Source organism: Streptomyces johnsoniae (genome assembly GCF_031845565.1).
Taxonomy (GTDB): Bacteria; Actinomycetota; Actinomycetes; order Streptomycetales; family Streptomycetaceae; genus Streptomyces; species Streptomyces johnsoniae.
Window position 1 is genome coordinate 397,401 of sequence record NZ_JAVREV010000003.1, and the last position, 25,835, is coordinate 423,235.

Below are 25,835 nucleotides of genomic sequence, written 5' to 3' on the forward strand. Positions count from 1 at the left end.
TTGCCCCCGTGCGTGTGCTCCGTCGTGCCGGATTCCGGACGGGGTGTTCACTCATTTCCCATCCGCGCCGCTTGATTGGTGATCCTCTATGACCTCAGAAACAGTCTTCGACATTTCCGTCGGCACGCGGGTGCCGGCCGCCCCGGACACCGTGTTCGCCTACGTCAGCGACCTGACGAGGAGCGGCGAATGGAGTCCGGAATGCCTGGGCGGTGAGTGGACGGAGGGCACGCCCGCGGCCCTCGGATCGGTATTCACGGCGCGCAACCACCGGGCGGCCGACGTGGTTTCCTGGGCCCCCGTGGTGCGCGGAGAATGGGCCACTCAATGTGAGGTCGTCGCATCGGAAGCGCCCCGCGTATTCAGCTGGGCGATGCGCGACAGTTCCGGGCGTGCGCAGGAAAGTGTATGGTCGTTCCTGATCGAGGCGGCGGCCGGGGGGAGCGTGCTGACCCACGCGTTCCGTATGAGTGACCTCACGGAAGGCATGCGTGAAATCCTGGCCAAGCTGAGCGGCGACGAGAAACAGCAGTTTCTCTCGGACTGGTCCGGCAAGCTCGAAGGGGACATGCGCCGGTCGATCGCCCGGATCAAGGCCGTGCTGGAATCCACCTCCTGATGGACGGATACGCACCGGGAGGCCGCGGACAACACCGCGCGGCCTCCCGTACCTAGCCGATCGCGTGAAGGGAAAGCTCAATTGTCGCAGGGGAATGCGGTCGACCATGAACGTGTGATCGGCTGGCTCGACGATCCGTCGGAGCAACGGGGTGTGCGGTTCCGCCAGGACGACGGCGCCTGGCAGCGGCTCACCTACCGGGAGTTGGCGGCGCGGACGCTGCGCGCCGGTGCCGCGCTCGCCGACGAGGGCGTGCGCCCGGGGGACGTGGTGCCGCTCGTGCTCCCGGCCGGGCCCGACTTCGTGTCCCAGTTCTTCGGCCTGCTCGCGATCGGCGCCACGCCGTCGGTGCTGCCGCTGCCGCAGGCACTGCGGGCGGGGGAGGGCTACCAGAACCAACTGCGGGCCATCGCCGCCCGCATCCGCCCGAAGCTCGCCGTCGCCGACCCCAGGTACCAGGACGTCGTGCGCGAGAGCGTCGCCGAACTCGGCACCGCCACGCGCGTCGTGGCGCCGGTGCACGCCGACCGGGAGGACGCGGCGCCGCGCGCGAACGGCGAGCTGGCCGTCCTCCAGTTCACCTCGGGCTCCCGCGGCGCGCCCCGCGGCCTGCGGATATCCGTGGCCAACATGGCCGCCAACCTCCGCATGATCCAGAGCTGGATGAACCCCCAGGGCCACGGCGCCGTCACCTGGCTGCCGCTGTACCACGACATGGGCCTGGTGGGCGGGCTGCTCGGCGGACTGACCGTTCAGGTCGAGCACGCCCTGATGCGGCCCGAGCAGTTCATCCGGGACTCCACCGGCTGGCTGGCCGAGTACGGCCGCCACCCGTACACCAGCATGTGCATGCCCAACTTCGGATTCGAGCGGGTCCTCGCCCGCACCCGGCCCGAGCACCTGGACGGGCTGGACTTCGCCGCCCTGCGCGCCGTCGTCAGTGGCGCCGAGCGCATCGATCCGGCGGTGCTGGCCCGCTTCGTCGCCCTGTTGCAGCCCCACGGCTTCGACATCCACGCGCTGATGCCCGCCTACGGTCTGGCCGAGGGCACCCTCGCCGTGACCGGCGTCGGCCGCCAGCAGGTGCCCCGGCTGGTGCGCGCCAGCGGCCTCGAACGGCGTCTGGGGGAGAAGCTCGACGTCGGCAGCGTGGTGGAGCTGGGGGCCGAGCCCGTTTCCGAGCCGTGGCTGTGGCAGGTCAGCTGCGGCCGTCCCATGGACGGTGTGCGGGTCGACATCCTCGACGAGGAGGGCGCGCCGCAGCCGGAGGGCGTGCTGGGCGAGATCTACGTCGAGGGCCCCTCCGTGGCAGAGGGCTACGTCGACGCCACCCCGGAGGACCGGGCCAAGCTCGGCGACGGGAAGCTGCACACCGGCGACGCCGGCTTCCTCCTGGACGGCGAGCTGTACGTCGTCGGCCGCCTCGGCGACAGCGTGAAGATCAACGGGCAGACCGTGTTCGTCGAGGACATCGAACTTGAGCTGGTCGCCTCGGGCGCCATCTCACGCAACCACGCCACCGTCGTCGCCGGTGTCACCGCGGGCACGCCCACCGTGCTCGTCGTCACCGAACGCCCCCTGGGCGAACGCCTCGACGAGGCGCTGTCCGTCATCAAGTCGTTCACCGGCGACGCGGCGAGCGCCCGGGTCATGTACGTCAAGCGGGGGGCCATCCCCCTCACATCGAGCCGCAAGCCGCGCCGGAGGGCCCTGTGGCTGTCCTATGCCGCCGGCGAACTGAAGGAGCGTAAGGACTCGTGAGTTTCGTGGCCGCACCCCAATCCCCGGCCCCAGGGCTGTTCGCGGACGGGCCGTTCGGCGCGCGTGTGGAGGAGGCCCGCAAGGAGGTCGCGGGCCTGCTGACGCAGACCTTCGAACCGCTGGCGAGGGCCGCGGAGACCGAGGGCCGCTTCCCGCGCGCCGCGCTGGCCGAGCTAGGCGGCAGCGGGCTGTTCCGCAGACGCTGGGAGACCGCGCCGCACGGCGACCCCGGCCTCGGCGTCGTCATCGCCGAGGAGAGCGGGCGTCTCGGCTGGGCGAGCCTGTCCGTCGGTCTCAGCCTGCACTGCGAGACGGTGCTCTCCATCCTCACCCGCTACGCCGAAGGCCCGCTGCTGCGCGAGTACCTGGAAGGCGCGCTCGACGGGCGCCTCGTCGGCTGCCTCGGGGCCTCGGAGCCCACCGGCGGCTCCGATCTGAACGGCGTGCGCACCGTTGCCCGCAAGGTGCCGGGCGGCGGCTGGCACGTCACCGGCGAGAAGAAGTACCTGTCCCTCGGGCTCGTCTGCGACTTCGCGCTCCTGCTGTGCCGCATCGACGAGGGCGAGGGGCCGGTCGCGGGCCGCCTCGGCCTGGTCGCCGTGCCGCGGTCGGGGCTCACCCCGAAGAAGAAGCTCAGCAAGGCGGGCACCGCGGCGCTCGACACGACCTGGATGGTGGTCGACGCCAAGGTCCCCGGCGAGGCACTGGTCGGCCGTCCTGGCGCGGGGCTCCTCGCCGCCATCTGGGGCCTCAACCACGAGCGGCTCTCCATCGCAGGGCAGACGGTCGGCGGCGCCGCCCGCGCCATCGGGCTGACCACCGCGCACCTGCACCGCCGCAAGCAGTTCGGCAAGCCGCTGATGGAGCACCAGGCGCTGCGGCTGCGCCTGGCCGAGCTGACCTCCCGGCTGGTGGTGCTGCGCTACTCGGTGTACGCCGCCGCCCAGGGCGTCGCGGTCCCGGGGGCCTGCGGCACGCGGGAGATCGCCGCGATGAAGACCACCGCCGCGCGGTTCGTCGAAGAAGTCATGAGCGAGTGCATGCACATGTTCGGCGGCCCTGGCTACCTCGACGACGAGACGCCGCTGTCACGCATGTGGCGCGACTCGCGGCTGGCCCGTCTCGGCGGTGGCTCCGACGAAATGATGTGGGAGCTGGTGGCCAGCGGGCTGGTCCCCGACTTCGCCGCCTATGACGAGAATGTCGAGCTGGGATGAAGCTGCTGCTGACCGGCATCACCGGGCAACTGGGCACGGCCGTCGCCGAGACCGCCGCCGAACGCGGAGTCGGGATCGTTCCGGTGGTGCGCCCCGACCGGCCCGGGCTGATGCCCTTCGACCGGGCGTTCCCCGCCCTCGCCGCCGCCCGGGTCACGGGCGATGTCCGCGAACCCGCCTGGGGCCTGTCCGAACGTGACCTGGACGAGCTCGCGGAGTCCGTCGACGCCGTCGTCAACCTCGCCGGCAACACCAACTGGGCGGGCAGCGGGCGCGATCTGTACGCCGTCAACGTGCTCGGTGCCCGCAACGGCCTCGACGTCGCGCGCGAACTCCAGCGCAGGTCGGGCCGCCGCGTCCTCTACACCTACGCCTCCTCCATCTTCGTGGCGGGCGGCGTCATCGGCCGCATCGCCGAGGAGCAGCTGGCCGCCGACCGCCACCGCACCGCCTACGAGCAGAGCAAGTGGCTGGCCGAGCGCGAACTGGCCAAGCAGCACCGGGCGGGCGACCCGGACGTGCTGATCAGCCGGGTCGCCGCGCTGCTGGGCGACTCCCGTACCGGGGCCACCCTCAAGCGCAACTCCCTGTACCTGCTGGCCGAGCGCTGGGACGACCTGCCGGGCAGGCTGCTGCCCGCCATGCGCGGCGCGAAGGTCGACGTGCTGCCGCGCGACATGGCGGCCGGTGCCCTGCTGGACGCCGTCACCGGCATGCTGCGCGGCGGCCCGCGGACCGAGCCCGTGGTCACCCACGTCGCCGCGGGCGAACGGGCCCCGACGATCCGGGGACTGCTTGAGGTGGCGCGCGCCCTGTCGCCGCTGTCGTTCGGCAAGTGGGTACGGCCGATGCCCGCCACCGCCGAACAGGTGCTGTGGGTCTCGGCCAACGCAGAACGTTTCCTCCCCCTGAGCCAGGCGTGGCGCAACAGCATCATCGGACTGCGCTACATCGGGCTCGACCGCGTGATGGAGCGCGGGCGCCTGGCGGAGCTGCTGGACGGGCCGCTGCCCGCCCCCTCCACCGAGCTGCTCGCCCGCCTGCTGTTCGACCTCCCGGCGCCGCAGCGTCCCGTGGCGCCCGCCGACAGCGGATTGTCGAGGTTCCTCGTATGAACGTGTTGATACTGGGTGGCTCCGGCTACCTGGGCGCCGCCGTGGCGCAGGCGTGCGCCGCCTCCGGCGCACAGGTCCGGGTGCTCTCCCGCAGCGGGCGGGCCATCGCGGGCGAGGCGGTCCGCGGGGACATCCGCATGCCGCGCCTCGGCCTGCCCGCGCGGGAACTGGCCCGGGTGCGCGAGGAGACCACGCACGTCGTGCTGTGCTTCGGCTCCGTGTCCTGGACCTCCGGGCCAGGCGAGGCGCTGGAGACGCACAGCTCGGGCATGCGGTCCGTGCTGACGTTCCTGCGCGGCCTGCCCGCACTCAGGCAGGCCGTGCACGTGTCCTCCCTGCTCGCGCTCGGCCGCGCCCAGGGCCGCGTCACCAACCGCGAGCTGTACACCGGCCAGCGCTTCCGCAACTGGTACGAGTACGGCAAGTACTGCGCCGAGCGGCACGTCCGCGACACGCAGCAGGACCTGCCCATCGGCATCGTCAGGTTCGGTCCCGTGCTCGGGCCCGACCCGCGCGGCGGCCGGCCGGACACCGAGCACGGCCTGCCCAAGGTGTTCCCGCACCTGCTCGCCGGCTACCCGGTGCACCTCGCGAGCCGTGGCGACTTCCCCTGCTGGGTCACCGACGTCACCTCCGCGGCGGACCTCGTGTGGAAGGCGCTCTCCGCACCGATCGGCCGCGGCACCTGGACCTGGTTCGACCCGGCCAGGCCCACCCTCGGCGAGGTGTTCACCGAGGTGTGCCGGCCCTGGGGCGTCGTTCCCAAGATCGTCGAGGCCAAGCCGCTTGGCCGGTTCACGCGCTTCATCGGCGAACGCGTCGGCACCCCGCGGGAACTGGCCGACTACGCCGAGCCCTGGTTCGACCTGGACCCGGGCGTGCTCGACGACATTCCCGGGCCGTGGCCCGTGCCGGAAGCCGACTACCTGGCGGCGACCGGACGTGCCCTGCTCGGCCGCGCGGAAAGGGAGATCGGGGTATGACGGAGAAGACCGCGTCGGTGGACACCGACCTCCACCCGTACTTCCGCATCTACTCGGCGGGCAACTTCGGCGAGGTCGCCCCGCAGCGGCTGTCCCCGATGTCGTGGTCGCTGGTGGGCGACCCCATGGAACGCGGCACGCGCAAGCTCGCACAGCGCCTGTGGGGCCGCCCCGCCTGGACCGAGGGCTCGCACTACGTCTTCGTCGGCTACTTCGGCTGCCGCCCCTACCACAATCTCGCGGCGTACTGCCACCTCTCGCGCGGCATCCCCGGACTGAGCGCGAACGACGTCACCGACGCCTACTTCGAGGGCATCGACTCCCCGGCGGAGATCACCGCGCTGCGCTCCGGGCGCACGCGCCGGCTGTCGGCCGCCACCAGGCTGCTGCGCGAACTGCGCGATATCGGGCCCCGCCTGCGGGCCCTGGAGGAGCGCGTCGCGGAACTGGAGTGGGCGCTGCGCGCCGCGACGACCGCGAACAGCCCGATCGCCCTCTTCAGCGTGCTGCGCGACGCCAAGCCCGTGCTGGAGGAGGCGTGGGCCGTCCACATCCTCACCACCTCGGGGTGCGTGCCCATCCGCGCGCTCCAGCAGCGCGTCTACGGCCGGCTCGCCCGCCACGGCGACGAGATCGCGCACTGGCTGACCCGCCCGCGGGAGCTGGTCTGGGACCGGCTGCACACCGCGGCGGCCACCATGGACCCCTTCGGCCCCGGTGACTTCCTGGACTCCTCCTTCTACGAGGTCGCGGATTCGAGCGACCCCTGGCAGGACTACGCCGTGCGGCACAAGCTGGCCGCCAACTCCGGTACGCAGGCGGCCGTCGCGCCGATCGAGCCGTCCGAGGCCCTGGCCGGGATGCTGTCCCCCTGGCGCAGCCGCACCGTCCGTTCGCTCGCCGTCGCCGTCGGCGAGGTGATGGCCGGGCGGGAGCACTCCAAGTCCCTCGCCATGCGGACCCTGCACATCTACCGGCGCCTGCTCCCCGAACTGGCCGGCTCACTCGGCGTCGACCCCGGCCACTGGCCGTACCTGACGATCCGCGAGTTCACCGACCTGGCCACGGACCCGGGCCTGGCCGCCCGCGCCCTGCCGCGCATCGCGGCCTGCCGCGTCGCGCTCGGCACCCCGATGCCCGAGCACCTGGACCTCAGCGACGGCGACGGAACGATCCGCCCCTGGCTGAGCGAGTCCCCCCAGACGCACCGGGGCGTCGCCCCCGGCATCGGCGTCGGCGTCGCCATGACGCCCGACGGCGAACTGCCGGACGAGCCCGTCATCATCGTCTGCTCCTCGGCCGACGCGGACATCGCTCCGCTGCTGCCCTTTGCGGAAGGCGTGCTCAGCGAGCGCGGCAGCGACCTGTCGCACATCGCGATCCTCGCCCGCGAGTACGGAATCCCGTGCGTCGTGGGATACCCCGGCGCGGCGTCGCTGCCTGCGGGCACCGCCGTGTCCATCAACGGCAGTACCGGAGAGGTGAACATCCTTGACCAGTCCTGAGAGCACCAGCGCCCCCACCGAGACCCTCACCGCCCTGGAGGAGGTCTACGCACAGGTCAAGCGCGTCAACCGCGACCTCCGTCCCACGGACCGCATCATCCAGGACCTGGAGGTCGACTCGCTCGCCACCCTGGAGATCCTGCTGGCGCTGGAGGAACGCTTCGGCGTCTCCCTCGTCGACAACCCCAGGGCCGCCAAGCTCCAGACCGTCGGCGACCTCGTCGGGCTCCTCGACGAGCTGCGCTCCGCCAAGACCTCGTGACCCCGGGAGATCCCGTGCTGCCCGACACCGTTTCCTTCGACGTACTGCACGCCCTGGTCGTCAAGGGCATGGCGCAGTCCGCGCCCCTCGCCGAGATCACCGGCCGCGGCACCGACGAGGTCCTGCGGGAGCTGGAGGCGCTGCGCACCGAAGGGCTCGCCACGCACATGGAACGCCGCGGCCTGTGGCGCGTCACCCCCAAGGGGCGCGCCCGCCACGGCGAGCTGATGGACGAGGACGTGCCCGCCCACGACCGCGACCTGCTGCGGCCCGGCTACGAGCACTTCGTGCCGCTCAACGGCCGCTTCAAGGACACCTGTACGCGCTGGCAGGTGCGCGACGGCGTGCCCAACGACCACACCGACGCCGCCTACGACGAGGCGCTGCTGAAGGAGCTGGAGGCCCAGCACGAGGAGGCCGTCGCCATCATCGACCGCCTCGCGGAGGTCCGTTCCCGCTTCCAGCGCTACGGGGACGCGCTCGCCGACGCGCTGGCCCGGCTGCGCAACGGTGAGCAGAAGGCGTTCACCGGCGTCATGTGCGACTCGTACCACGATGTCTGGATGGAGCTGCACCGCGACCTGCTGGTCTCCATGAAGATCCAGCGCGAGGACGAGGAACGGGCGGGGACGGCGCGGTGAGCACCGGCGGAGGGCTGCTGCGCCTGACCGGCGCGGTGGACACGGACCGGCGCGCGGCGCTCGGCGGCAAGGCCGTCGGGCTCGCCGCGCTGCTGCGGGCCGGGCTGACGGTTCCCGACACCTGGGTGGTGCCCGTCGGCGCGGACCCGGACGCGGCCGAGCTGGAGGCGCTGGCCGCCGTCGCGCCCCGCTGGGCCGTGCGCAGTTCCGCCACCGTCGAGGACGGTGCGGCCCTGTCCTACGCCGGCCTGTTCCGGAGCGAACTCGACGTGCCCGTCGACGGTCTGGCCGACGCCATCGCCGCCGTCCGCGCCTCCGCGGACAGCGGCAGGGTCGCCGCCTACCGGGAACGGACCCGCGCCGGCGGCGGCCCCGGGGTCGGGATGGCCGTGCTGCTGCAACCGTTCCGCACCCCGCTGCGCAGCGGGCTGTGGCTGGGGCGCGGCCTGGGCAAGGGCCGCCTGGAGTGGGCCGCCGGCAGTGGCGACGCCCTGGTGTCCGGTGCCGTCACGCCCTCCTGGGAGGAGTGGACGGCGGCCGGCCGCGTCGGCGGCTGGGGCCTGGGCGAGCTGGCGGCCGGGGGCCGGCCGGTCGGCGCGGCGTGCCTGGCGGTGCAGCAGACCCTGGGCGTGCCCGCCGACCTGGAGTTCGCCGTGCTCGACACCGGACTGGTGTGGCTCCAGTTCCGTCCGATGACCAGTGAGCTGGTGGACGCCGTGCCGCACCGCGCGCAGGGGCCGGGCGAGGAGGGGCGGACCGTGCACGGCACCCCCGCCTCGTCCGGCCGCGCCACCGGCCGGGCCCTGTGGGTGCGGGAGGTCGACGATCCGCAGTGGGAACCGGGCACGGTGCTGCTGACCGAGCAGACCGACCCGGACTGGGTACCGCTGATGGCCGAGGCCGCGGCCCTGGTCACCGCCGAGGGCGGCATGCTGTGCCACGCCGCCATCGTCGCCAGGGAACTCGGCGTGCCCTGCGTCACCGGCGTGGGCGCCGACGCGCTCGCCAGGCTCGCCTCGGGCGGCACGCTCGTCGTCGACGGCAGCGCGGGCACGGTGTCGATGCCATGACCGGAACGGGGAACGCGGCCGCGGCGGCGATGCGCGGGACGGCGGAGCTGGCCGGTCTCGCCGCGGAGCAGCGGGACTTCGCCGATCTGCTCGCCTCGCTCGGCGCGGCGGACTGGGCACGGCCCTCCGCCGCGGCGGGCTGGTCGGTCCGCGACCAGGTCGCGCACCTCGCGGACACCGAGGAGGTCGCGGCGGACACCCTGACGGGCGGTCCCCGCGCGTTCGCCGAGGCCGTGTCGCCGCACGCGAGCGCCGAGGACTTCACGGCGGCCGGCTGCCGCCGCGGCGACGGCATGACGCCCGCCGAGCTGGCCGGCTGGTGGCACCCGGCCGCCGGCCGGACCAGGGGACTGCTGGCCGGCCTGGCCGCAGAGGACCGCGTCGCCTGGGGATTCGGCATGCCGGCCCGCACGTTCGCCACCGCGCGGCTGATGGAGCACTGGGCCCACGGCCTCGACGTCCGCGACGCGCTCGGCCTGCCCGTGGCCGAGACCGCGCGGCTGCATCACGTCGCCGCGCTCGGCCTGGCCACGCTGCGCTGGGCGCTCGCCCGCGGCCGGGTCCGCTGGCCCGCGGGCCGGTCGCTGCGGCTCGACCTCGCCGCCGCGGACGGCACCCGGCACGCGTTCGGCGACGCGGACGCGACCGACGTGCTGCGCGGGCCGCTGCTCGCGTGGTGCCGCGTCGCGACCCGGCGCACGCGTGGCGGGCCGCCCCCGGAACTCCGGCCGGAAGGAGAACTCGCGGAACTCGCCCTCCTGCACGCAAGGGCTTATCTGTGATCGGCCCTGATCGGCCCTGATCGGTGAAAGGCGGTAATCTGTCAGCATGGTGAGGGTGGAAAAGGAACGCGTCATCGCGTGCACGCCCGACTTGTTTCTCAATTTCGTCATGGACGTCGAGCGGTACATCGACGTCGACGACAAGATCGGCTCGATCGCGTGGGCGAACAGGGAGGAAACGCTCACCGAGTTCAAGTTCCAGCCCCGCATGCCGGGTCTTCCGCTGCCGCAGCCCAAAGCGGTCGCCCAGATGCGGCTCACGCCGGGAGAACGCATCGACATCCGGCTCGCGCCGAAGCCGCTCAACAAGCTCAACCACCGTATGGCGCACTTCGAGGCGAGCTTTTCCTGCGAGGCGGTCGAAGGTGGCATCAGGGCAACCCGCATGATTTCCTTCACCTTCAACCCCGTGCTGCGTCCCGTTCTGGAGCCCGTGCTGCGGCGCACCCTTCCGCGATCGGTCGAGCGCGAGCTCCGGCTGACCCAGGAAACCCTGGAAAAAGACCGGCGTTGACGAAGGACCGATGACGAAGGGGGACCCATGACGGTCTCGACGAGCGCCCCGCGCACCGCCGAAGCCGGCGAGCGGCAGGCGCATGTCGTCGTGATCGGGGCCGGCCTCTCCGGAATAGCCGCCGCGGTCAAACTGCGCCGTGCGGGCATCACGGACGTTCTCGTGCTGGAGAAGGCCGACCGTGTCGGCGGCACCTGGCGGGAGAACACCTATCCGGGGTGCGCGGTGGACATTCCCTCGCCCGTCTACGCGTTCTCCTTCCGCCCCAACCCCGGCTGGAGCCGGCTTTTCGCCGGCCAGGCCGAACTGCTCGCCTACATCGAGGACACCGTGGCGGCGTCCGGCCTCGGCGACGCCCTGCGCCTGCGCACCGAGCTGACGGAGGCCGCCTGGTCCCAGGAGCGCCGCCGCTGGCTGCTGCGCACGAACCGCGGCCGGTTCGCCGCGCGGCACGTCGTCTTCGCCACCGGCCTGCTGCACGAGCCCCGCATCCCCGCCGTTCCCGGCCTGGAAGGCTTCCCCGGCGAGGTGTTCCACTCGGCCCGCTGGAACCACGGCGTCGACCTCACCGGGAAACGCGTCGCCGTCGTCGGCACCGGCTGCTCCGCCGTCCAGATCGTTCCGGAGATCCAGCCGGTCGTGGGGCACCTCGACGTCTTCCAGCGCACCGCCTCCTGGGTCCTGCCGCGGCCCGACTTCCCGGTACCCGCCGCCGTCCGGCGGCTGTTCCGCCGGGTCCCGGCCGCCCGGCGCCTGTTCGGCGGCGTCTGCGGCGCCGCGCTGGCCGTCCTCGCGCTGCTGATGCGCCGCGCGGGCACCGCGCGCCTGCTGAACCCGGTCGGCCGCCTGGTCCTGCGGCGTCAGGTCCGCGACCCGGTGCTGCGCGCCCGGCTCACGCCCGGCTTCACCGTCGGCTGCAAGCGCCTGCTGCTGTCCAGCACCTACCTGCCCGCCCTGACCCGCGCCAACGTGCGGCTGATCCCGCACGCCCTCGCGGCGGTGGAGGGCAGCAGGCTGGTCTCGGCCGGCGGCGACCGCACGGAGGCCGACGTCATCGTCTTCGGCTCCGGCTTCGAACTGCGCCTCCCGCCGGTCGCCGCCAGGATCAGGGGCCGCGACGGCCGCCCGCTGTCCGAGACGTGGGACGCGGCGCGACCGGAGGCGTACCGGGCGACGACTGTTCCCGGCTGCCCCAACGCCTACCTTCTGCTCGGCCCGAACATCGTGACCTACCACTCGCTGCTCGCGCTCGCGGAAGCCCAGCTCGACTACGTCACCGAGGCCATCAAGGCCGCCGAGGCCCGCGGTATCGACGCGCTGGAGATCCGGCGTGAACCCTTTCGCGCGTTCAACGACGCGGTGCAGCGCAGCCTCACGTCGAGCGTCCACAACAACGGCGGATGCCGCAGCTTCTACCTGGATGACGAGGGAAACAACTTCGTCACCTGGCCCTGGTCGATCCGGCGGCTGCGGAGTGAGCTGGCCCGCTTCGACATCGAGAACTATGCGACCACTTCCGCGGAGAAGTAAATGTATGACTACACGCAGGCGCTGAGGCGAAGCGAAGCCAGCCGTGCCAACGGCCACGAGCAGACGGACGTCGACATCCGCGGTGAAACCTGGACGATCCTCAAGGGGGTGTTCTCGCCCGCGCACCACAACTCCAGCCTGGCCCAGCTGGATCTGCTCGAATTTCCCGTCGGCGGTTCCTTCCTCGAAATCGGCTCCGGCACCGGGCTCATCGCGGTCAACGCGGGCCGCGCCGGATGCCGCACCGTCTGGGCCACCGATCTGAACCCGGCAGCCGTCACGAACACCGCGCTCAACGCCGAACGTTTCGGTGTCGCCGACGCGATGACCTGCGTGCAGAGCGACCTTTTCGCGTCCCTCACGGCGGCACCGCTTTTCGACGTCATCTACTGGCATTCCAACAACGTCTGGGTGCCGCAGGACCTGGAAATCAAGCACATTCACGAACTGGCGTACGTCGACCCCGGATACGACGCGCACCGGCGGTACTTCGCCGAGGCGAGAAACCATGTGGCGCCCGGCGGCCGGGTGCTGATCGCACTCAGCAGCAGGGCCGCCCGCGCCGATCTGGAGGCGCTGGCAGAAAAGGAGGGCCAGCGCCTCACCGGCGTCAGATCCGCCGTCGTGCGAGAACCCGAGGGCCCGGTGTCCTACGACCTGCTCGAAGTCGTCCCGCTCCAGGACACCGCCCCGCACCCCATCGAGTCGAGAAGAGGCCACCCTTGATATTCGACAAGCTGCTGGCGCTCCCCCGTGACGCCGCACCGTGGATCGTCGACCACGAGCCGATCATCGTCGCCGCACGGGACGAGAAGATCCCGCCGGCGGACATCGCCGACGCCGCCGCCCGCACGGCGACCGCGCTGCGCGCGCGTGGCCTCGGGCCGGGGAAGCGGTGCATCGTCCGGCTGGAGTCGGCGACCGACACCATCGTCGCCTACGCGGCCATGACCGCGCTCGACGCCGTGCCCATCCTCATCAGTCCGACGCTCGACGGGCCCACCGTCGCCGCCATGGTGAAGGACGTGCCCGACGTCACGGCCATCCTCACCAGCGACGACCGCCTGGCGGAGAGCGCGGACGCCTTCCCCGACCTCGACCAGCTCGACTGGCGGGAGATCGCGGCCGAACTGTCCGGGCACGAACGGTTCTCCCGCGGCAAGGAGGTCGCCTCCGAGGACGCCTACGTCGTCGTGCACACCTCCGGCACCACCGGCGTGCCCAAGCTCGCCGAGTGCTCCAGCCGCAGCATCGAGTTCAACTCCAAGGTGCAGGCGGTCATCCACTTCGTCTCCCGGCTGCGCGGGCACATCGCGTTCGCCATCTCGCCGGTGCACGGCAGGACCGTCGTCGGTATCTACGCCGCCCTCATGCGCAAGGCGCCGCTGCTGCTGCTGGACGACCACTCCCCGGAGAACGTCGAGCGCATGCTGAAGCGGCACCGCCCGACGTACCTGGAGACGCACCCCAACACGTTCCGCGCCTGGCAGCACCTCTCGCCGGGCGGCGCGTTCACGTCGGTGCGCTTCTTCGGCGCCGGGTTCGACGTCATCCACCCGGACACCGTCCGCGCGCTGCTGAAGGGCTCCGACCGGAAGTTCGCCGTGTGCGTGGAGGTCTACGGGCAGAACGAGACGGGCCCGGTCGCCATCCGCAGCCATCTGAAGACGTCGCCGAAGCTGCGCCGGCTGCGGCGTTCGAAGCTGCTGCGGGGACATCACGCGGGGCCGCGCTTCCCGTTCTGCAAGGTGCGGATCTCGGACGAGTCGGGCAAGGCGGTGCCCGCCGGGACGCCCGGGCGCATCGTGGTGCGCACACCTGGCGTGTTCTCCGGCTACATCAACCGGCCCGACCTGACGGCCGACGGCGTCGCGAAGGACGACTGGTGGGACACCGGCGACTGGGGCGCGAAGTCCCGGTTCGGGAACATCACGCTGATCGACCGGCAGGTCGACAAGGTGTCCGGCGCCCTCAGCGGCATCGGCATCGAGGACGTGCTGCTGGAGAAGTTCCCCGAGTTCCTGGAGATGGTGGTGCTCGAGGTGGACGGGCAGCTCCAGCCCGTGCTGTCCGTGCGCCCCGGCACCGAGTTCAGGAAGCGCGACTGGGAGAAGGCGTCCCGCCCGCTGGCGAAGATGGCCGACCCGCTCATCATCCCCGACAGCGAGTTCCCGCGGACCATCACAGGAAAGATCAAGCGGGACCAGCTGAAGCGGTCGATCACCGACCGGACTCTTTCCACCGCCCCCTGAGGGAGCCAGCCGCATGACCGCAACTGCCGCACCCGGCACCACCACGGCCCCCGGCGGTGGAAAGGTCCTTGCCTACCTCCAGCTCGGCAAGGCCCGCGTCTACCACCACGCCTACGGCTGGGTCCTCGCCCTGCTGCTCCTGCGCCTGGACGGCCACGTCGGGCGCGACACGGCCGCCGCACTCGCCCTGCTGCTCGTCATGGTGCTGACGACGCAGTGGGCGGGCGGCGCGGCCGACGACCTCGGCGGGTACCGCGACGGCAGCGACGCCCGCAACTACGCGGGGCGGCCCGCGAGAACGATGTCGCGGAAGCCGCTGCTGACCGGCGTACTGTCGGAGGCCGAGGCCGTCAGGTTCGCCATTGTGATGTTTGCTGTCGCGGTGTCGTCCGGACTCGTCGCGGTCCTCACCCTGGACGGCGGGTCGCCGTTCGCCGCCGTGGCCGTCATGTTGGTGGCCCAGGTCTGCTCGGTCCAGTATTCCGTCGGAATGAAGCTGAGTTACCGGCCTTTCGGCCTTGAGACCACGATTCTCTTCATCATCGGATGCATCGCCCTGCTGCCGTACTGGCTGGTGGCCGGATCGCTCAACGCGGAAATCTGGTACACCAGCGCCCTGGTGGGTCTGTGGTTCCTGCTGATCGTGAACTACGGGAATGCGTCCGACCGGCGCGGCGACGCGGAAGTGTCCCGTCAGACCCTGGCCGTTTTCCTGCCGCCTGCCGTGTTCAAGGGCGTTCTCGTGCTGCTTTTCCTCGGCAGTGTCACCCTGCTGACCCTGCTGTTCACGACGACGCGATTCGATACGGCGCTGGGTCTCGCGACCGTTCCCGTGGTCGTGCTGCACGCCGTTCAGCTCTACTACGGTGTCGGCAAGGAGGACTGGCGAAAAGCTCGTTTCATCGGGCTGAGCGGAGTGGACCTGGGCTGCGTGGGCCTGGCCGTGGCCTTCCTGCTCGCCTGACCGGATTGCGGCCGTTTATGCCCCGTACACACCGGGGCACTGGAACACGAGGGAGCAGCCGATGCTGCGGATCTTCAGCAAGCAATGGTGGGAACAGCGAGTTCTCCGCATGTACGACTCGTGGCGCCACCCGGTGACCTGGAAGGTCAAGGCTTCGCCGAACGCCCCCGATCACCTCGGGGGAATGCGGGGCAAGTTCGCCTTGCTCGTCACCTACAAGCGCAACGGCGAGGGGGTGCCCTCGGCCATGTGGTTCGGTCTCAAGGACGGGCGGGCCTACCTGCGCACCGGCTGCGACTCGTGGAAGGTGCGGCGCATACGCAACAACCCGAACGTGCTGTTCGCGCCCTCGACGATCAGGGGCAAGCCCAAGGGGCCGGTCATCCACTGCACGGCCCGCATCCTGCCCGACGAGGAGAAGGAGGCCGCCGCCAAGATCATTATCGATGCCTACGGCGCCGGCCGGAAGGTGTACGACCGCACCGTCGCCACCGTCTACGAGGACGCCGCCTACATCGAGATCACCCCGACCGCCGCGCTCGAACGCGAGGCCGGCCGGGACGCCGAGGCGGCAGGGCAGGCGGCGGAGGAGAAGGCCGCGGAGGAGCCCGCCGAACAGCCCAAGCAGTGAGCGGCTCGGCCGCCCGCACGGCCGAATGCCCCCTCTCCCACCGCGGGAGAGGGGGCATTCGGCCGTGACGGCTCAGGCGGCCGCCCTGCGGTTCACCCGCATCGCCCGTAGCAGCGTGCCGGGCGTCACCAGCGAACGGGGGTGACTGCGCATGTACGTCACCGAGTTGAAGCGCACCGCGGTTGGCTGGTCGGTCATCGAGGCGTCGACGATCTGCCCGACCAGCCACTTCGACAACGCGTGGCCGCGCGGGTAGGGCCCGTCGATGTCGTGCCGCGCCAGGTCGGCGGAGGTGGAGATCTGCCAGGCCGCGTCCACGACGACCCGCTGCATGTGGAGGAACGCGCGGGCCGGCGCGTTCAGATCGGGCTTCCCGCGCAGGTACTCCGACAGGGCGGAGGCGTGCAGCGCCGCCGAGGACATGCCCTGCCCGTAGATCGGGTTGAACGAGGCGACCGCGTCGCCGACGCTGATCAGGCGGGCCGGGAAACGCTTCAGCACGTGGTAGCCGCGCCGTCGGCTCTCCGCCTGGTGGTAGGTGACGATGCCGGAAGCCGGCTCGTTCCGCACGGCCTGCTCGAAGACGGGCGGCAGGTCCCTGGCGGCCAGCTCGCGGAACTCGTCCAGCTCCTTGATCGGCGGCTGCTTCCCGTAGGAGGCGAGCGTCACGAGCCAGCGATTGCCCTCGATGGCGTTGATCGCGCCGGTGGCCACCCGGGGCGGCGTCGCGCTCGGCGTGCGGTAGGCGATGGCCGCGGCCAGCTCCGGATCGTCCTCCGGGCGGCTGAAGTAGCCGGTGGCGTAGTCGACACCGATGGCCATGCGCTGCATCGGGGGACGCTCCCAGCCGCCAGACTCCAGCCACTCGCCGAGCTTGCTGGCCCGTCCCGTGGCGTCCACCACGAAGTCGGCGTCCTCGGTCCACTCGTCCGTACCCGCCGCGCACCGCACGCCGGTGACCGCGTTCCCCCGGAACACCAGGCCGCGGGCCCGGCCGTTGAGCACCTTGACGTTCGGCAGCGCCAGGGTGCGGCGGCGTACCTGGGACTCGAGGAACGGTCTGCTGCTCGATATCAGCCCCATCTGCCCGTCGCTCACCTTCGGCGTCCCGTCGGCGTACGCCCTGATGTTGAACGGCGAGGAGAGGATGGCGCCCTCCGCCTGTGCCTGCTCGGCGAATCCCGGAAAAAAGCGCTCCAATTGCATCCGCCCGCCGTGCATCAGCGTGTGCAATTGGCCGTCGTGCGGTGTGCCGGAACGCGGGGCCGCGGCGGCGGGCAACTCGTCACGCTCGATGATGAGTACGCTCTCCGCGTGGTCCGACAGCACGCGGGCCGCCAGCAGTCCGGCCATGCTCCCGCCGAGCACGACGGCCCGGCCCATGAGGACCTCGGTTTTCGTGATCGGCTCGTCCGTACTGATCCGGGCGAACACACGGGCAGCTGACTCGAACACGAAGACCTCCCGATGAATTCCGCTCCGTCCAGAATAGGGTCGCCGCACGCGGATGCGGCCGGACGGCAACTCCTTTCTGCGCGCGGGATATCCGAATTCCTTTGCTCCCGCACGGGCGGCCCGCGGGGCAGGGGCCGCGTCAGCCGTCGGACGGCCGGAAGCGCGGGGGGTGGCGCCGCCCCGCCCGCCGTCCCGATGCTGTGCGAAAGCGAACATCGCGGAACGGGCCGGGACGTGCCCGCCGCCGGCCGCCGCCGCGCCGCCGCGGGCCCGTAGGATGACTGACCGTCGGTCCCCTCGCGGAGCGCTCGGCGCGACCCGGTCCTGCTCAACGTGCGTACGTGCGTCAGGAGTACACCCATGGCTGACGAAGACCCGGCCGTCAGGACCGTGGCGACCCACTGCCCCTACTGCGCCCTCCAGTGCGGCACCCGGCTCACGGACCGGAACGGCGCCGTCGCCGTCCGTCCCTCCGCCTTCCCCGTCAACGCCGGGGGCCTGTGCCAGAAGGGCTGGACCGCGCCCGCGCTGCTCGGCACGCGGGACCGGCTGCGCACCCCGCTGGTGCGCGGCCCCGGCGGCGCGCTCGCCCCCGCGGACTGGGACACCGCGCTCGACACCGTCGCCACCCGGCTGCGCGCCATCCGCGCCGCCCACGGCGCCGACGCCGCGGCCATCTTCGGCGGCGGCGGGCTGACCAACGAAAAGGCGTACCTGCTCGGCAAGTTCGCCCGTCTCGCGCTCGGCACCAGCCAGATCGACTACAACGGCAGGTTCTGCATGTCCTCGGCCGCCGCCGCGGGACTCGCCGCGTTCGGCACCGACCGCGGGCTGCCGTTCCCCGTGACCGACCTCGCCGCCGCCGACGTGGTCCTGCTGGCCGGCGCGAACCCCGCCGAGACGATGCCGCCCCTGATGCGGCACCTGGAACGCCCCGCCCTCGTGGTCATCGACCCCCGCCGCACCGCGACCGCGCGCCGCGCCGCCCTGCACCTCCAGCCCGCCCCCGGCACCGACCTGGCGCTCGCCCTCGGCCTGTTGCACCTGGCCGTCACCGAAGGGCACTGCGACGAGGACCACATCGGGCGGCGTACCACCGGCTTCGACGCCGCCCGGCGCCGCGCCATGGCCTGGTGGCCGGAGCGCGTCGAGCGCGTCACCGGCGTGCCCGCCGCCGACCAGCGGGCCGCGATACGCCTACTCGGCGGCGCGCGGAGCGCCTACGTGCTGACCGGCCGCGGCGCGGAACAGCACAGCAAAGGGGCCGACACCGTCGCGGCGTTCATCAACCTCGCCCTGGCCCTGGGCCTGCCGGGCAGCGCGGCCGGCGGCTACGGCTGCCTCACCGGGCAGGGCAACGGGCAGGGCGGCCGGGAGCACGGGCAGAAGGCCGACCAGCTCCCCGGCTACCGCCTGATCACCGACCCCGCGGCGCGGCGGCACGTCGCCGGGGTGTGGGGCGTGCCCCCCGACGCCCTGCCGGGCCCCGGCCGCGGCGCCTACGAACTGCTCGACGCGCTCGGCCGGCCGGAAGGCCCCAGGGCCCTGCTGGTCTTCGGGTCCAACCCGGTGGTCTCCGCGCCGCACGCGGGCCACGTCACCGCGCGGCTGTCCGCGCTCGACCTGCTGGTCGTCGCCGACTTCGTGCCCTCGGAGACCGCCCGCCTCGCCGACGTCGTGCTGCCCACCACCCAGTGGGCCGAGGAGGAGGGCACCATGACCAGCCTGGAGGGCCGCGTCCTGCGCCGCCGCCGGCTGCGGCCGCCGCCCCGCGGGGCCCGCAGCGACCTGCACGTGCTGCACGAACTCGCCGTCCGCCTGGGCGAGCCCGGCCACCGGTACCCCACCGAGCCCCGCCGCGTCTTCGACGAGCTGCGGCGCGCCTCCCGCGGCGGCCCGGCCGACTACTCCGGCATCACCTACGAGCGGCTCGAGGCCGGCGAGGCCCTGTACTGGCCCTGCCCCGACGAGGCGGACCAGGGCCGCCCCGGCCGCCCGCACCCGGGCACGCCGAGGCTGTTCCTCGACCGGTTCGCGCACCCCGACGGCCGGGCCCGCTTCGCCGAGGTGGAGCACCGCGAGTCCGCGGAAACCCCGGGCGGCGCCTACCCGTTGTACGCGACGACCGGGCGGGTGCTGGCGCACTACCAATCGGGCGCCCAGACCCGCCGCGTCCCGGAGCTGCACGAGGCGGCCCCGGAGGCGTTCGCCGAGATGCACCCCGACACGGCCGCCCGCGCCGGCCTCGGTGAGGGCGCGCTCGCCCGCGTCAGCTCGCCGCGCGGCAGCATGCTGGCCCGCGTGCGCCTGGTGGGCAGCATGCGGACGGACACCGTGTTCCTGCCGTTCCACTTTCCCGGCGCCGGACGGGCCAACCTCATCACCGGCACCGCCCTGGACCCGCGCAGCGGGATGCCCGAGTTCAAGGTCAGCTCCGTCCGCGTCGAGCCCGTCCAGGACGGAGTCGCGGGGGACGCGCCGTGACCCGCGTCCTCGTCGTCGGCAACGGCCCGGCCGCCCACCGCCTGACGGAGCGGCTGCACCACCACGGCCACCGCGGGCGGGTGACCGTGCTCGGCGCCGAGCCGCACCCCGCCTACCAGCGGGTGCTGCTCCCCTCGGTGCTCGCGGGCGGCCTGCCGCCCGAAGCCCTGCTGCTGCCGCCGCACCCGGCGGGCACCCGCGTCCTGCCCGGGGTCACCGCCACCGGCATCGACCGGCGACGGCGCGTCGTGCGTGCCTCGGACGGCGCGGAACACGCCTACGACACGCTCGTGCTGGCCACCGGGGCCGCGCCCGTGGTCCCCGCGGTGCCGGGCCTGCGCGCCCCGGACGGCCAACTCGCCCGCGGCGTACGGACGGTGCGCACCCTCGCCGATACGGCGGCACTGCCGTCCGGGCGCGTCGTCGTGCTCGGCGGGGGCGTGCTCGGCGTCGAGACGGCCCTCGCCCTGCGCGGCGCGGGCCATGCCGTCGCCCTCGTCCACCCGCACGCACACCTGGCGGGGCACCTGCTGGACCCGGCCGCCGGCCGCATGCTCGCCGACCGCATGACCGACCTGGGCGTGACGCTGCACCTGGGCGCCGGCGCCGCCGAGTACGTGCCGGGCAAGCTGCTGCTGCGCGAGGGGCCGCCGCTGCCGGCGGACGCGCTGCTGCTGTGCGCCGGCGTCGCGCCCGGGACAGGACCGGCCCGCGGGTGCGGGCTCGCCGTGCGCACCGGCGTCGTGGTCGACGACCGGCTGACCACGAACGACCCGCGGATACACGCGATCGGCGACTGCGCGGAACACGCCGGGCAGGTGCCCGGGGTCCTGTCCGCCGGCTGGGAGCAGGCCGACGTGCTGGCCCGAGTGCTCACCGGGCACGACGCCCGCCACGCGCCCCGCGGCAGGGCCGTGCGCCTGCGGTCCGCGGAGGTCGACCTGCTGTGCGTCACGCCCCCGCCGGAGCCGGGCGGGGCCGCGGACGGCGGGCACACCGTCACCTTCTCCGACCCCGCCGGGCGCAGGTACGCCCGGCTGCACCTGCGCGGGGACCGCATCGCCTCCGCCGTCCTGCTCGGCCTGCCCCGGGCCATCGCCGCCGTCGGCCAGCTGCACGACTCCGGTTCGCCGGTGCCGTCCGACCGGCTCGCCCTGCTGCTCGGCGCCCGCCCCGCGGCGCGCCCGGCGCCCGCGGCGTCGGCGGACGCGGTGGTCTGCGCCTGCAACAACGTCACCGGCCGCACGCTCCTGGACGCCGTCGCGGCCGGCGCCCGCGACACCGCGGCGCTCGCCCGCGCCACGCGGGCGACCACCGGCTGCGGAACGTGCCTGGAACCGGTGCGCCGCCTGCTGGCAGCCGCCACTCCGGCCGGGGCGGGCGGCGCCGGATGACCCGCACGCTCGTCGTCGTCGGCCACGGCATGGCCGGCCACCGCCTCGCCGAACAGGTCCGCGCGGGGGACCCGGCGGGCGCCTGGCGCGTCGTGGTGCTGGGCGAGGAGCCGCGCCCGGCCTACAACAGAACCGCCCTGTCGGCCTGGCTGGAGACCACGCGGCCCGGCGCGGGCGCGGAACGGCTGGCCCTCGTCCGGCCCGGCTTCCTGGCCGACCCGCTGGTCGACCTGCGGACGGCCACCCGCGTCACCGCACTCGACCGGGCCGCGCGCACCGTGACCTGCGCGGACGGCACCCAAGTCCGGTACGACGCCCTGGTGCTGGCCACCGGTTCGCGGCCGTTCGTGCCGCCAGTCCCGGGACACGACCTGCCCGGCTGCCACGTCTACCGCACCGTGGACGACCTCGAACGGATTCGCGCGGAGGCGGTGGCGGGCCGCCCCGGCGCGGTCATCGGCGGCGGGCTGCTCGGCCTTGAGGCCGCGAACGCGCTGCGGCTGCTCGGGCTCCGCCCGCACGTCGTGGAGCTGGCCGAACGGCTGATGCCGCTCCAGATGGACGAGGTCGGCGGCCGGGTCCTGGCGCGGCTGGTCGCCAGGCGCGGCCTGCACGCGCACTGCGGCGTCGCGCTGCGCTCCGTGGCGGCCGGTCCCGACGGGCGCGTGCGGGCCGTTCACCTCGCCGACGGCACGGTCGTCGACGCCGATCTGGTGATCTTCTCCGCGGGCATCCGCCCCCGCGACGACCTGGCGGGGCCTGCCGGGCTCGCGCGCGGTCCGCGGGGCGGCTTCCTTGTGGACCGGCACTGCCGCACCGCCGACCCGTTCATCTGGGCGGTGGGGGAGTGCGCGGCCCTTGAGGGCCACTGCCACGGGCTGGCCGCGCCCGCCCACCGCATGGCGGAGACGGTGGCGGCGCAGCTGCTCGGCACCGGCTCGGAGCCGTTCCCCGGCGCGGACACGGCCGCGCGGCTGAAGCTGCTCGGCGTGGACGTCGCGAGCTTCGGGGACGCGCACGCCCGCACCCCTGGCGCGCTGGAGCTGGCGTACACCGACCACGCGGCGGACACCTACGCCAAGCTGGTGCTGAGCCAGGACGCGCGGGTGCTGCTCGGCGGTGTCCTCGCGGGCGACGCGGGCGCGTTCCCCGTGCTGCGCTCGGCCGTCGGCCGCGAGCTGACCGCCGCCCCCGAGGAGCTGCTGGCGGGCGGCGGCCCGTAGGGCGCACAGCCGGTCTGCGGACGAGGCCCCGGCCTCAGGCCCTGCCCCCAGGGAGGTGCCCCGACGTACGAGCCGCGAGCTGATCCGACAAGATCGACAGGACAGGACCTGAGCATTCAGGACGTGTACAGCGACTCCAGCCTGGTCACCCGCCCCTCGCCGTCGAAACTCAGGTCGTACCCGACGCGCGAGCGGGCCGAGGACGGCTGGGCCGTCAGCCGGCTGACGAACTCGGCCTGGGAGTACGACGAGGCCCGGGATTCGTCGCCGAGCGGGACCGCCAGCAGCATCTGGGCGTCCTCGGCCACGGGCACCTCGGTGTAGGGCCCCTCGCCCGGGACGACCACCCATGCCTCGGAGTGGTCGGTGACGTGGGCCTCCTTCTGGGCGGGCCGCACCGACAGGTACGTCCGTCCGTCGCTCGTCCAGGCGTCCTCGATCTGCACGAACTGCTTGGCCCCTGCCCAGCGGGCCGCATCGTCCGGCTCCGAGGTGTCGTCCGGCTCCGCGCCGCCGTCCGGCGCGGTGGTCGGGACCGTCTCGTCGGCCGGGGCGGAAGGCGTCGCCGACGTCACGGGTGCGGTGTCGGCCGCCTGCTCGTCGCCCTCGCCGCTGCACCCGGTCAGGGCCGCAAGGCTGAGGGCGAGCGCGGTGAGGCAGCGTACGGCGGCCCGGCGGCGTGCGAGGTACATGGTCAAAGGTCCCCCAGGATCAGGTGTGTTCCGGATACATGGGCTCTACGCGCCACCCCACCCCCGGGGTTGCATCCGATCCCGTTTTTTCGCCGTGGGGACTCACTCGGAGAGCCAGTACGCCTCCCGCAGCGAGTGCACCCGGCCCTCACTGTCGTAGTCGATGACGAACATCCACCGCGGCCCGTCGGCCAGCCGGCTCACCAGCCGGTCCAGCCGTACGTCCGCGGGGTTCCCGTCGGCCAGCTGCCGGGTTTCGACGAGCGTCCCCCGCGGCAGGGTCAGCGTGTGCACCGGACCGACGGGTGCCACGGTCCCCCGCTCGGCACGGAGCCGCTCGACGGAGACCTGCACCGTGTCCCCCCTCAGCACCGCCCCGTACACATAGCCCAGCTCGCTGGCGTACTCCTCACCCGGAGCGGGCGTCGGCGGCAGGAACGGCGAAGCGGTCGGCGTCGGGGGAACGGCGGGCGGCTCTGGCCCCTGGGCGGCGCGGGTCAGTGACAGTCCCCCCAGGGCCAGACTCGCGGCCAGCAGCGCGCCGCCGGACGCCAGAGCGGCCCGCCTGCGGCGCAGGCGCCGCTCACCGCGCGCCCTGATCCGCTCCGCGGCAAGCGGTTCCGCGTGCCGCCGACCCGCCTCGGCGAGGTCTGCGAGGCCGGCGAGGTAACCCTCCGGCTCAGTTCCGTCAGCCATGACGCACCTCCGTCACGCGGGCAGTCCGCGGGTCCAGCTCGGTATCGGCCAGCAGCCGGGCCAGCGCTGCCCGCCCCCGGCTCAGCTGCGCCTTGACCGTGCCGACCGGACTGTCGGCCTCGGCGGCCACCTGTTCGACCGTCAGGTCACAGAGATGGTGGAGCACCACGGCCCGGCGTTGAGCCTCGGGGATCTGCCGCAGCGCCTGCACCAGCAGTACGTGGTGCGGTTCCGGTGGCGGTACCGTCGCCGGCGGGCCCTGCCGCCGGGCGAAGGCGAGCGCGGTGCGCACCCGCCGCCACCGGCTGACCGCCAGCCGCCAGGCCACCGTGCGCACCCACGCCTCGGGAGCGGCGTTCAGGTCCAGCTCGTCGCGGCGTTCCCAGGCCCGGACGAAGGCTTCCTGGACCACATCCTGCGCCTCGGCGAAGTCGCCTGTCATCGCGTAAAGCTGCCCGATGAGCCGGCCGACGCTCGCGGTGTAGAAGGCGTCGAACGCCTGCTCGTCCGCGGCCCGGCCGCCGCGCTGTTCTTCTGATGCTCGCATGCCTCTCCTGTTCCGCTGCACGGTGCCACTCGGCTCCCTCGCAGCACAAGGAGTCGGCGACTCGCGCGCCCCCCGGGCCCCGACGCCGTCGCCCGCGTCACGGGCCGCGTCGGTCCCGGGCGGCGGCCGTCACGGTGAAGTGCTCGCCGTTCCCTGGCACTCCCACGTTCCGCCAGCTGAACGGGACGCCTCGCGCGGTGCGCAGGTCGGGCCCGTCCATCAGCTGGAAGTGGACGTGCGGCTCCGAGGAGTTGCCCGAGTTCCCGCAGCGCGCAAGCTGCTGCCCCGCGCGGACCCGGTCGCCCGCGCGCACCGTGAGGGAGCCGCGTTCGAGGTGGGCGTACAGGGCGAACACGCCGTCACCGAGGTCGAGTACGACGTGGTTGCCGACGATGTGGCCCGGCCCGCCCGTCTCCCGGACCAGGGCCTCGCCGAAGAGGTAGAGGAGCGCGGGCCAGGACGAGCGGCTGAGGTGGTCGCGCCGGCGGTCCGCGGCGTGCACGACGCGCGCGTCGGCCGCGGCGAACACGGGGCGGCCGAACGCGGGGAAGTCGCGGTTGCGCCGCAGGAGCGGCGTCCAGCCGAACGAGGGCCGCGGCCGGTCCTCCGGGTCCGCCACGATGTCGATGGCGAACGTCTGCCCGTAGCCGTGGGTGCCGTGGCTCGGCACCTTGTCGGCCGGGCTGTTGAGCGCCGACCAGCGGCCCTCGACCGGCGGCTCGACCTCGACGGCGGGCGGCGGCGCCCCCACCGGGCGCGCCAGGCGGCCCGCCACCAGGGCCAGCGCGATGGCCGCGGCGATGAGCAGCCATCCCCACAGCATGGTGAAGTCGACGAAGAACGAGACGACGAGCTGCCCGAAGAACGCGGCCCAGCAGGCGCGGTACAGCACGGCGACGACTCTGGCCGTTCGGCGCACGGGAGTGTCCTTTCCTTCGGTGGCGGTCACGAGCGGGTGGCGGTGAGGGCGACGAGCAGGGGGACGACCCGTACCGGCGGCACCTCGTACCGTCCGCGGGCCGCGGCGTGCAGCCAGCCCGCGGCCGTCAGCTGCCTGAGGTGGTGATAGATCTGCCCGGTGGTGCCGAGTCCGTCCAGGCGGGCCAGCTCCGCGACCGTGTCCCGGCCGCCGAGGATCTCCCTGAGCAGGCGCATCCGCACCGGGTGCCCCAGGGCGGCGAACCGTTCGGCGGCCTGCGTCCAGTCCGCGTCGAGCACGTCCCCGGTGGGCAGTCCGTACTGCCACTCGTACCGACCGCCCGCGGGGACGCGCACGGCTCCGGTGAACAGCACCGCGCCGTCGGCGGTCTCGGCGGCCTCGGCGCCCGTCCCGGCCAGTCGGGCCTTGAGCCCTTCGAGGGCCCAGAAATCGGCTGCCACCGGCTCCTCGCGCCCCCGGGTGGCCTCGGCGGCACCCTCGGTCTCCAGTGCGGCGACCCGGCGCTCCAACTCGGCGACGCGCTCTTCCAGCTCCATATCGGCGTAGCATAAACGTAAT

At 73.2% G+C, this 25,835-nt stretch carries 25 protein-coding genes; 19 read left to right on the forward strand and 6 right to left on the reverse strand.

The window, feature by feature from the left end; genetic code table 11:
- Positions 1–88: 88 nt before the first annotated feature.
- The 16 genes from RM779_RS07945 (at position 89) to RM779_RS08020 (ending at position 15,846) form a co-directional block, all read left to right on the forward strand.
- Positions 89–619, forward strand: a complete 531-nt coding sequence (locus RM779_RS07945; protein WP_311616950.1) for an SRPBCC family protein — start codon at positions 89–91, stop codon at positions 617–619.
- A 114-nt stretch (positions 620–733) separates the two neighbouring features.
- A complete protein-coding gene (locus RM779_RS07950; RefSeq protein ID WP_311616951.1) occupies positions 734–2,380 on the forward strand; it encodes an AMP-binding protein in 1,647 nt (548 codons plus the stop codon).
- A gap of 5 nt (positions 2,381–2,385) precedes the next feature.
- Positions 2,386–3,597 carry an acyl-CoA dehydrogenase family protein gene (locus RM779_RS07955; RefSeq protein WP_311616952.1) on the forward strand — a complete coding sequence of 404 codons (1,212 nt, stop codon included), beginning with the start codon at positions 2,386–2,388 and terminating at the stop codon, positions 3,595–3,597.
- The gene (locus tag RM779_RS07960) at positions 3,594–4,712 is read left to right on the forward strand and encodes an SDR family oxidoreductase (RefSeq protein ID WP_311616953.1); all 1,119 of its coding nucleotides are present in this window, start codon (positions 3,594–3,596) and stop codon (positions 4,710–4,712) included. The genes RM779_RS07955 and RM779_RS07960 overlap by 4 nt, the downstream gene beginning before the upstream one ends.
- Positions 4,709–5,695 carry an SDR family oxidoreductase gene (locus RM779_RS07965; RefSeq protein WP_311616954.1) on the forward strand — a complete coding sequence of 329 codons (987 nt, stop codon included), beginning with the start codon at positions 4,709–4,711 and terminating at the stop codon, positions 5,693–5,695. Before RM779_RS07960 ends, RM779_RS07965 begins: the two co-directional genes overlap by 4 nt.
- Entirely contained in the window at positions 5,692–7,200 is a 1,509-nt protein-coding gene (locus RM779_RS07970) for a PEP-utilizing enzyme (RefSeq protein ID WP_311616955.1), read from the forward strand. Before RM779_RS07965 ends, RM779_RS07970 begins: the two co-directional genes overlap by 4 nt.
- Positions 7,187–7,462: an acyl carrier protein gene (locus tag RM779_RS07975; RefSeq protein ID WP_311616956.1), complete on the forward strand. Its 276-nt coding sequence runs from the start codon at positions 7,187–7,189 to the stop codon at positions 7,460–7,462. Before RM779_RS07970 ends, RM779_RS07975 begins: the two co-directional genes overlap by 14 nt.
- A 14-nt stretch (positions 7,463–7,476) precedes the next feature.
- Positions 7,477–8,103, forward strand: a complete 627-nt coding sequence (locus RM779_RS07980) for a hypothetical protein (RefSeq protein WP_311616957.1) — start codon at positions 7,477–7,479, stop codon at positions 8,101–8,103.
- A complete protein-coding gene (locus RM779_RS07985) occupies positions 8,100–9,173 on the forward strand; it encodes a PEP-utilizing enzyme (protein ID WP_311616958.1) in 1,074 nt (357 codons plus the stop codon). Before RM779_RS07980 ends, RM779_RS07985 begins: the two co-directional genes overlap by 4 nt.
- Entirely contained in the window at positions 9,170–9,955 is a 786-nt protein-coding gene (locus RM779_RS07990) for a maleylpyruvate isomerase family mycothiol-dependent enzyme (RefSeq protein ID WP_311616959.1), read from the forward strand. The genes RM779_RS07985 and RM779_RS07990 overlap by 4 nt, the downstream gene beginning before the upstream one ends.
- A 55-nt stretch (positions 9,956–10,010) precedes the next feature.
- On the forward strand, positions 10,011–10,469 hold the full coding sequence (locus RM779_RS07995) for an SRPBCC family protein (RefSeq protein WP_311616960.1): 459 nt from the start codon (positions 10,011–10,013) through the stop codon (positions 10,467–10,469).
- Positions 10,470–10,496: 27 nt separating this feature from the next.
- The gene (locus RM779_RS08000; protein ID WP_311616961.1) at positions 10,497–11,999 is read left to right on the forward strand and encodes a flavin-containing monooxygenase; all 1,503 of its coding nucleotides are present in this window, start codon (positions 10,497–10,499) and stop codon (positions 11,997–11,999) included.
- Complete coding sequence (locus RM779_RS08005; protein WP_311616962.1) at positions 12,000–12,725, forward strand: 50S ribosomal protein L11 methyltransferase; 726 nt, start codon at positions 12,000–12,002, stop codon at positions 12,723–12,725.
- Positions 12,722–14,251, forward strand: coding sequence for a class I adenylate-forming enzyme family protein (locus RM779_RS08010; protein WP_311616963.1), 1,530 nt, complete (start codon positions 12,722–12,724; stop codon positions 14,249–14,251). Before RM779_RS08005 ends, RM779_RS08010 begins: the two co-directional genes overlap by 4 nt.
- A gap of 13 nt (positions 14,252–14,264) precedes the next feature.
- A complete protein-coding gene (locus RM779_RS08015) occupies positions 14,265–15,215 on the forward strand; it encodes a prenyltransferase (RefSeq protein ID WP_311616964.1) in 951 nt (316 codons plus the stop codon).
- A gap of 61 nt (positions 15,216–15,276) precedes the next feature.
- The gene (locus RM779_RS08020; RefSeq protein ID WP_311616965.1) at positions 15,277–15,846 is read left to right on the forward strand and encodes a PPOX class F420-dependent oxidoreductase; all 570 of its coding nucleotides are present in this window, start codon (positions 15,277–15,279) and stop codon (positions 15,844–15,846) included.
- Between the two features lie 72 nt (positions 15,847–15,918).
- On the opposite strand, the gene RM779_RS08025 is transcribed toward RM779_RS08020, so the two are convergent.
- Entirely contained in the window at positions 15,919–17,301 is a 1,383-nt protein-coding gene (locus RM779_RS08025) for an FAD-dependent oxidoreductase (RefSeq protein WP_311616966.1), read from the reverse strand.
- A 360-nt stretch (positions 17,302–17,661) separates the two neighbouring features.
- Between RM779_RS08025 and RM779_RS08030 the strand changes: the two genes are divergently transcribed.
- From RM779_RS08030 to RM779_RS08040, 3 genes are read left to right on the forward strand one after another with little or no spacing between them, the layout of a single operon-like run.
- Positions 17,662–19,785: a molybdopterin oxidoreductase family protein gene (locus RM779_RS08030; protein ID WP_311616967.1), complete on the forward strand. Its 2,124-nt coding sequence runs from the start codon at positions 17,662–17,664 to the stop codon at positions 19,783–19,785.
- On the forward strand, positions 19,782–21,179 hold the full coding sequence (locus RM779_RS08035; protein WP_311616968.1) for an FAD-dependent oxidoreductase: 1,398 nt from the start codon (positions 19,782–19,784) through the stop codon (positions 21,177–21,179). Before RM779_RS08030 ends, RM779_RS08035 begins: the two co-directional genes overlap by 4 nt.
- Positions 21,176–22,402, forward strand: coding sequence for an NAD(P)/FAD-dependent oxidoreductase (locus RM779_RS08040; protein WP_311616969.1), 1,227 nt, complete (start codon positions 21,176–21,178; stop codon positions 22,400–22,402). The genes RM779_RS08035 and RM779_RS08040 overlap by 4 nt, the downstream gene beginning before the upstream one ends.
- Before the next feature lie 116 nt (positions 22,403–22,518).
- On the opposite strand, the gene RM779_RS08045 is transcribed toward RM779_RS08040, so the two are convergent.
- From RM779_RS08045 to RM779_RS08065, 5 genes are all read right to left on the reverse strand, one after another.
- A complete protein-coding gene (locus tag RM779_RS08045; RefSeq protein ID WP_311616970.1) occupies positions 22,519–23,094 on the reverse strand; it encodes a hypothetical protein in 576 nt (191 codons plus the stop codon).
- 102 nt (positions 23,095–23,196) lie between these two features.
- Positions 23,197–23,790 carry a hypothetical protein gene (locus tag RM779_RS08050; RefSeq protein ID WP_311616971.1) on the reverse strand — a complete coding sequence of 198 codons (594 nt, stop codon included), beginning with the start codon at positions 23,788–23,790 and terminating at the stop codon, positions 23,197–23,199.
- Positions 23,783–24,337 carry a SigE family RNA polymerase sigma factor gene (locus RM779_RS08055; protein ID WP_311616972.1) on the reverse strand — a complete coding sequence of 185 codons (555 nt, stop codon included), beginning with the start codon at positions 24,335–24,337 and terminating at the stop codon, positions 23,783–23,785. Before RM779_RS08055 ends, RM779_RS08050 begins: the two co-directional genes overlap by 8 nt.
- Before the next feature lie 97 nt (positions 24,338–24,434).
- Positions 24,435–25,256 carry a M23 family metallopeptidase gene (locus tag RM779_RS08060; protein ID WP_311616973.1) on the reverse strand — a complete coding sequence of 274 codons (822 nt, stop codon included), beginning with the start codon at positions 25,254–25,256 and terminating at the stop codon, positions 24,435–24,437.
- 26 nt (positions 25,257–25,282) lie between these two features.
- Positions 25,283–25,813 carry an ArsR/SmtB family transcription factor gene (locus RM779_RS08065; protein ID WP_311616974.1) on the reverse strand — a complete coding sequence of 177 codons (531 nt, stop codon included), beginning with the start codon at positions 25,811–25,813 and terminating at the stop codon, positions 25,283–25,285.
- Positions 25,814–25,835 lie beyond the last annotated feature (22 nt).

Excerpts from the sequence above, each read along its gene's own strand:
- RM779_RS07945 (WP_311616950.1), top strand. The coding sequence starts at position 89 with ATGACCTCAGAAACAGTCTTCGACATTTCCGTCGGCACGCGGGTGCCG.
- RM779_RS07960 (WP_311616953.1), top strand. The coding sequence starts at position 3,594 with ATGAAGCTGCTGCTGACCGGCATCACCGGGCAACTGGGCACGGCCGTC.
- RM779_RS07965 (WP_311616954.1), top strand. The coding sequence starts at position 4,709 with ATGAACGTGTTGATACTGGGTGGCTCCGGCTACCTGGGCGCCGCCGTG.
- RM779_RS07970 (WP_311616955.1), top strand. The coding sequence starts at position 5,692 with ATGACGGAGAAGACCGCGTCGGTGGACACCGACCTCCACCCGTACTTC.
- RM779_RS07990 (WP_311616959.1), top strand. The coding sequence starts at position 9,170 with ATGACCGGAACGGGGAACGCGGCCGCGGCGGCGATGCGCGGGACGGCG.
- RM779_RS08000 (WP_311616961.1), top strand. The coding sequence starts at position 10,497 with ATGACGGTCTCGACGAGCGCCCCGCGCACCGCCGAAGCCGGCGAGCGG.
- RM779_RS08005 (WP_311616962.1), top strand. The coding sequence starts at position 12,000 with ATGTATGACTACACGCAGGCGCTGAGGCGAAGCGAAGCCAGCCGTGCC.
- RM779_RS08015 (WP_311616964.1), top strand. The coding sequence starts at position 14,265 with ATGACCGCAACTGCCGCACCCGGCACCACCACGGCCCCCGGCGGTGGA.
- RM779_RS08020 (WP_311616965.1), top strand. The coding sequence starts at position 15,277 with ATGCTGCGGATCTTCAGCAAGCAATGGTGGGAACAGCGAGTTCTCCGC.
- RM779_RS08030 (WP_311616967.1), top strand. The coding sequence starts at position 17,662 with ATGGCTGACGAAGACCCGGCCGTCAGGACCGTGGCGACCCACTGCCCC.
- RM779_RS08040 (WP_311616969.1), top strand. The coding sequence starts at position 21,176 with ATGACCCGCACGCTCGTCGTCGTCGGCCACGGCATGGCCGGCCACCGC.
- RM779_RS08045 (WP_311616970.1), bottom strand. The coding sequence starts at position 23,094 with ATGTACCTCGCACGCCGCCGGGCCGCCGTACGCTGCCTCACCGCGCTC.
- RM779_RS08050 (WP_311616971.1), bottom strand. The coding sequence starts at position 23,790 with ATGGCTGACGGAACTGAGCCGGAGGGTTACCTCGCCGGCCTCGCAGAC.
- RM779_RS08055 (WP_311616972.1), bottom strand. The coding sequence starts at position 24,337 with ATGCGAGCATCAGAAGAACAGCGCGGCGGCCGGGCCGCGGACGAGCAG.
- RM779_RS08065 (WP_311616974.1), bottom strand. The coding sequence starts at position 25,813 with ATGGAGCTGGAAGAGCGCGTCGCCGAGTTGGAGCGCCGGGTCGCCGCA.